Consider the following 6,205-nt stretch of genomic DNA (forward strand, 5'->3'; position numbering starts at 1 on the left):
CGAATATATGGCAGCAATGAATCACGTTATTAAATCAACACGGTGTCTTGCAATCGGAGAGGGTCCATATATGGTATTGGATAGGCTATACGTAGTCATATGCTTTCGCGTCAACAAAGGACGCATAGCGCTTTGCCTTTCTGTCTAAGGCTAAAGCCATTATAAAGAATGAATTACAATGCAAAAAAACAACACGTTATTGATTAAATCCATGTCATTTGCGCTTTCTATTTTCTTTACTTCTCATCGAAGGGCGAGCACGTTCAACATAACTAGTTTTATCACAGGTACATTCACATCGAGCGCTCTCTTACTAGCCGGCGCTACCCTTTCATGGGCACATGCCGCTGAGACATCCTTATCAGCAACGCCAAGCATTTCGATATACGTTAGCGACGCCAATGGGGAGCCTGTGAAAGATATGGTGTTAACCCTAACGCCTAACTTTACGCTTGCATCAACACCACAGCGTGAAGAAGAGCCCGCCATAATGAATCAAATCGATAAACAATTTGCGCCTCACGTGCTTGTTGTTCAATCAGGCACAGATATTTCGTTTCCAAACGCAGATAATCTTTTTCATCACGTGTATTCTTTTTCCCCTACAAAACAGTTTGAGCTAAAACTCTACAAAGAGTTTACCGCTGAACCGCTTCGCTTTGAGCAAGCTGGTATTGTAGATATTGGCTGCAATATTCACGACTGGATGCTGGGCTATATTGTGGTAACCGACAGTCCATTTTTCGCAAAAACCGATGAAGAAGGCGTAATGAATGTTTCACTTCCGGTAGGCGAGTACAGTGTTATGACCTGGCACCCGCAGCAACCTGATGTGAAACTATTTAACAGCGCAACATTGCATATCACCAACTCACAAGAATACAAATTTGTTCTTGATGCAGTTTTCAGTGACGATGACTTCGACGAAGGATTTGGCGATTATTAATGCGTAATGTCTTTGCCTTAACCGTCTGTTTGCTTTGCACGAGTTTAACACTTCAGGTTCACGGAGAAACCAAGGCCCTAGTAAGAACAAGCTTTGTGGCAAAAGATGATTCGCGGAGCTTTCAGCAAATGGGGGCCGGCCATCAGCGTTATGAAAGTAACGGTATACAGCTCTCTCATGCTGTAGTAATAGCTGACTTTATGTTAGCGGATAGTTGGTCGGCAGTTGGCGTCATCAATGGTTATAGCGATGGGGAACAAAAGGTTGGATTTTCCGAGCTTTATTTAAAATATCGCCCGTTAGTCGCATCCAGCATAAAGCCTGAAGTAAAAATAGGGGCATTTTTTCCCGCTCTCTCAGCGGAAAATACTGACGCGGGTTGGTTATCGCCTCATTTTCTGAGTAACTCAGCAATTAATAGTTGGGTGGGTGAAGAACTAAGAACGGGCGGCATCGAAGTAAGTCTGCGACAAAATGGCAGGCAAATAAGAAGCCACTGGTCATGGAAAGTATTGGGCAGCGTGTTCAAAGGTAACGATTCCACCGGCACTCTGCTTTCTTGGCGAGGGTTTGCCCTTCACGACAGACAGTCCGTTTATAATGATCGCGTAAACTTCCTCCCCATTCCCGGCGTCGTCGATGAAGATAAGTTAAACGCACCGGCATGGACGGAACCCTTCAGGGAAATTGACAATCGGTTTGGGTACTACGTAGGAGCTCACTTAGCCTATGCTAGAAAGGCCGAGTTACGTTATTACTATTACGACAATAATGCAGACTCGAACATTGTTGACCCAGACCGCATTTATGCCTGGCATACGCGCTTTCATTCATTAACACTGCGATATTTACCACGACCTGAGTTAACGGTGTTTTCTCAAGTGCTACTAGGTGACACTTTGATGGGGGAGCATATCGTAGACAACGATTTTTCCAGTGCGTATATCGGTGCGGCATACAACCTAAAGCAATTAGGCTGGGAAGATTTAACTTTAGCCATGCGTGGGGACTGGTATCAGGTGGTAGATAACGATGATGTTGTGCATGACCCGAATGGAAGCAGAGGTAACGCCTTTACCGTTAGCGTAAGGTACGACATTACCGCTTATTTATCCGTTAGCACAGAGTGGCAATTAAATTCAGGACATCAGGAGAATTTGCGTTTTTTCCAATCCGACGAGGACTATAGAGAACAACTATTTCAACTGGCGTTCACTGTAACTCTGTAGCGAAGCGACTGGTGTTCGTCCTACCCTTTCGCCACTTCAATTAAATCAAATTTTGTTTCGCTGTCACCTTTCACCATCACCTGACACTGTCCCCAAGAGTTTGGAATTTGCCAGACATGCGCTTCGGCAACCGTGAATTTTTCTCGATGAGTATCACAACGGACTTCAACGGTATCAAGCTCGCCTTGGATGTTGCCAAAAGCAAACTTACTTCGCACAAGAGTGTGGAACCAATTCCCATCACTTCCTATCGTTACGGGCACGGTTAAGTTTTGCTCAGATGCAATAGATTCTTCAATCTGACTAATTAGCGGCGCGATCTCGCCAATACGCGTTTCTTGCGCTTCCATGTCTTGAAGTGTGGTGTAGGATTTTAATGCTTCTGCATAATACCCGCGCTGAGCATCGAGTATGATTTTTCTCTGAAGGGCGTATGCCACATAATCTTCATCGAACACCATGTTATTGAAGCGCTTACTACCGTTGCTGGCAAGTAATCGCGTTAGGCTTTGCGCTTCCCTCTCTACGTCCCCTTGTTTGCTCGCTATATGCGACTCCAAGTTTAGCAACCACGTATTTTCATAGCGGTTTAGCGTATCCCAGCCTAGAAGCTCTTTAAGTGCTTCATCAGCCGCGTCAACATCACCCGCATTAAAGTGCTCGTCTGCGTCTTTATAAGCTTTAATAAATTTGCGTGTGGCACCGCTTTTTCCGCTTATAGCGAAATCCATTTGGACTGCTTGATGACACTGCTGGGTAGGTTCGCCATCTTTGATCGCAGGGTTATATTGCCATTTCTTAACCGCTGACAGTGCACTGCGTTTGAAAGAGGGGCTTCCAAAGAAGTCTTCTACAACAGGGTCTTTCACTCTCCCTTCTTCGTCGATAACGTAGCTTAGCCTAACCCAACCTTCTCGGCCTTTTCTAATGGCTTGAGATGGGTATCTAGGATCGACACGTTTCAAAGGCGTCGCGGGTGTAAATGCGCTTATGCGCTCTACTTCATCAGCTTTCGATTCTGCGAGCGCTTTTTCTTCAAGATCATCACATGGGATACTCAGTTCCTGTGCAGCTGCACTTGCCGTGAAACCTGTAGAGAGCAAAGCCGCTAAAACGAGCGACGGCTGGATTCGCTTAACAATACTTTCCTGGGCTGAATATTCTGTTCTTACTGCTTTTTTCCATAAATCCTGTTTCATATTCATCATCCTTAATAATGGCTAAACATTACGAGCGAATTAGCGCTAATTCTATTTTTTAGACGAACTCTCAAGCGACGCATCGGGTACGTTTTTGATCATCATTTGTTCTTTGCGTTTTATCATCATCTTAGCAAGCCTACGCATGCTCACCGTGGTGTCTTTTTCATCTACGATATCGACACCTAACAAGCGTTCGAGCAGGTCTTCTAGCGTAAGCACCCCTTCTAAACCGCCGTACTCGTCAACCACCAGTAACATATGCACGTGCTTATTGATGAAGTGCTCGAAGGTGACTGACAGCGGCATAGTGTTTAACACGGTAACCATATCTTTTGCGTATTCAGAAAGCGGCTTATCGGTGTTACCTCTGGCTTGTGCCACCAATAAATCAGAACGCATAACAAAGCCGGTAATGTTTTCTGAGTCGCTGTCTTCAAACACAGGGATACGAGAAAATTCTATATTGGCGTGCTTGTGGAAAAAGCCTTCTACCGTCATCGACTCCGACACTTTAAATAGCGCCGTGCGGTGGGTGATCGCATCTTTCACTTTCAGCTCGTGCAAACTTAACAAGCTTTGCAGAAACGCCGCTTCGTGATTCGCTAGCTGACCTTCCTGCCCCGACAACTCTGCCATGGCGTGTAGCTCACTACGGCTTAACCCGCGAAGTGGGCTGTCTTCTTTAAAGCCTTTCGTCATTAGCTCAGACATTTTAACGAACGGCATAAGTACAATTGAAAGGTATTTAAGAAAATATGCGGTTACTGGCGCTAGTGTTCGCCAATAGGTTGCACCAAGTGTTTTAGGGATAATCTCAGAAAAAATAAGAATAAGGAGTGTAAGGACTGCTGAAATAACGCCTAGATAGGCGTCACCAAATACTGCTGCCGCTTGCGCACCTGCCCCGGCAGCCCCCATAGTATGAGCAATAGTGTTCAGCGTTAATATTGCTGATAAAGGCGTATTTATATTATCGGTTTGCTTACGTAGTAGCGCACCACTGGGCTTACCCTCTTTCTCTAACACAGAGATATAAGCGGACGAAACACTCAGAATCACAGCCTCTGCAATGGAGCACAAAAAAGAAAAGCCCAGTGCAATGAAGACGTACACAATAAGTAAAAGCATGTAGTTATTCCAAGCGTCCTTGTAGGTTTAAACGCGTTTTAATTTTAATAAGTTGAACGACTATTATGGATAATAGAGCGGGATATACAAGCGCTCTATGAATATCATTTGAGCGCTTTATTATGAAAGGCATCCGCTGGGCTACTGTTAGCCGCAGCACGCCGAATGTTGCTCTTGGTTATGACGGTGTTGCTGCAGCTTTTTCAGACCCAGCCTTAACATTAACCCCGCCAATAAAATCGCGCATAGCCCATAAATCACCTGAACGTCTGCACCGTGCTCATGAACATGGCTTTGCGTTTTGATCATAGAGGCTAAAGAAAACGAAGATACTAGGTAGTTCAGTGCGTAACCAAAACCAATACTCGCAGAGATAACACTGAAAAGGTAAAGCACTAACGTTCGCGTGCCCATTTCTTGTTTGATCATTCCCATCGTTGATACGTTAGTGGCTGGTCCCGCCATTAAAAACACTAAAACAGCACCGGGCGATAGCCCCGCCGCAAGAAACCCAACCGCGAGTGGCGTTGATGCTGTAGCACATATGTACATAGGAATGCCGATTAGCGCCATCACTAGCATGGCGACCACGCCATCACCCCATTGCGTTAAAAAGTCGGTGGGTACCCACGTTTTAATTGCCGCGGCAAGTGCTAATCCAATTAATAACCATATCACAATGTCTTCAAGTAACTTGCCACTGGCATATGAAAGCACGCTTGAGACTTTCGAAGGCGAAGACTCTTGTTTGGGCTTGTCTGTGCTTTCGTGGTTATGAGCATGTGTTTTTTCGCTTGCACAACAGGACGTGCTGGCCTGTATTTGCGGCTCTGGTTTAGGTGCTTGCTTTGAACCACAGCACGATGACTGCGTCGCCTCAGATTGTCGTTGTTGAGCCTCTTCTGCTTCTGCGAAAAAACGCACCATCAATCCAGCATAAATAGCGCTTGTAATGGCCGCGATGGGTCTAACAATGGCATACAACGGTCCAAGCAATGCATAGGACACAGAAACACTGTCTACGCCCGTCTCGGGCGTAGACACTAAAAACGAGATAGTGGAAGATTTAGATGCACCGCTACGTCTAAGCCCAAGTGCCGCTGGGATAACGCCGCAAGAGCACAGAGGTAAAGGCGCACCAATAACCGCGGCCTTTGTAATTGAGCCAAACGATGAGCTGCCCATGTGCTTTTCCAAAAACGAAACGGGTACCAATTCGTGCATGATACCCGCCACCAGCAAACCGAGAAGTAACCAAGGCGCGGATTCAACGAAAAGTGCTAGGAAATTTTGTCCAAGTAAAATGATATCTGACACAAAGCCTCACAGGTTATTTTGTTGAAAAGTCACTTTGAAGAACGCGGCTTTTGACAACAAAAATAACGGTGTTTTAGAACGGTAAGTATAATAACAGATATGCTGTATGACAGAAAATCAGCAAAACTGATTAACCTGATTTATGCGAGTGCGTTTTGCTTTTAAAGGAAAGAAAAATGGCCAGCACAAATGCACTGGCCGAATGTTGACTGTCTCGAAAGTGTGATTTTAAACCACGAGGTCAACCATGAAAGTTTTTGTTGCTAGGGCCTGTTGACCTTTGTTGTACATTTTTGCAGCGGTCGTTGTGCCATCTAGACAAGGCGAATGTTTGACGGTTTAGTGGTTCTAAATCGAGAACATTCAACGCAGTATAGATGGCA

At 45.2% G+C, this 6,205-nt stretch carries 5 protein-coding genes; 2 read left to right on the forward strand and 3 right to left on the reverse strand.

Annotated elements, in window-relative coordinates; translation table 11 throughout:
* Window positions 1-178 precede the first annotated feature (178 nt).
* Window positions 179-946, forward strand: a complete 768-nt coding sequence (locus NO989_RS21300) for a methylamine utilization protein (RefSeq protein WP_039234086.1) — start codon at window positions 179-181, stop codon at window positions 944-946.
* A 95-nt stretch (window positions 947-1,041) separates the two neighbouring features.
* On the forward strand, window positions 1,042-2,175 hold the full coding sequence (locus NO989_RS21305; RefSeq protein WP_321824901.1) for an outer membrane beta-barrel protein: 1,134 nt from the start codon (window positions 1,042-1,044) through the stop codon (window positions 2,173-2,175).
* Between the two features lie 20 nt (window positions 2,176-2,195).
* Here NO989_RS21305 and NO989_RS21310 read toward each other — a convergent pair whose 3' ends face one another.
* The 3 genes from NO989_RS21310 to NO989_RS21320 all read right to left on the reverse strand — a co-directional run bounded on the left by NO989_RS21310 (window position 2,196) and on the right by NO989_RS21320 (window position 5,822).
* The gene (locus NO989_RS21310; RefSeq protein ID WP_371343163.1) at window positions 2,196-3,374 is read right to left on the reverse strand and encodes an energy transducer TonB; all 1,179 of its coding nucleotides are present in this window, start codon (window positions 3,372-3,374) and stop codon (window positions 2,196-2,198) included.
* 51 nt (window positions 3,375-3,425) lie between these two features.
* Window positions 3,426-4,505, reverse strand: a complete 1,080-nt coding sequence (locus tag NO989_RS21315; RefSeq protein ID WP_371343164.1) for a CNNM domain-containing protein — start codon at window positions 4,503-4,505, stop codon at window positions 3,426-3,428.
* Between the two features lie 147 nt (window positions 4,506-4,652).
* Window positions 4,653-5,822 carry an SO_0444 family Cu/Zn efflux transporter gene (locus NO989_RS21320; RefSeq protein WP_371343165.1) on the reverse strand — a complete coding sequence of 390 codons (1,170 nt, stop codon included), beginning with the start codon at window positions 5,820-5,822 and terminating at the stop codon, window positions 4,653-4,655.
* Between the last annotated feature and the right edge of the window lie 383 nt (window positions 5,823-6,205).

Source organism: Alteromonas sp. DY56-G5 (assembly GCF_041414725.1).
GTDB lineage: Bacteria > Pseudomonadota > Gammaproteobacteria > Enterobacterales > Alteromonadaceae > Alteromonas > Alteromonas macleodii.

Bases quoted from the DNA above. Each gene is read 5' to 3' on its own strand.
- NO989_RS21310 (WP_371343163.1), bottom strand. From the start codon at position 3,374: ATGAAACAGGATTTATGGAAAAAAGCAGTAAGAACAGAATATTCAGCC.
- NO989_RS21315 (WP_371343164.1), bottom strand. From the start codon at position 4,505: ATGCTTTTACTTATTGTGTACGTCTTCATTGCACTGGGCTTTTCTTTT.
- NO989_RS21300 (WP_039234086.1), top strand. From the start codon at position 179: ATGCAAAAAAACAACACGTTATTGATTAAATCCATGTCATTTGCGCTT.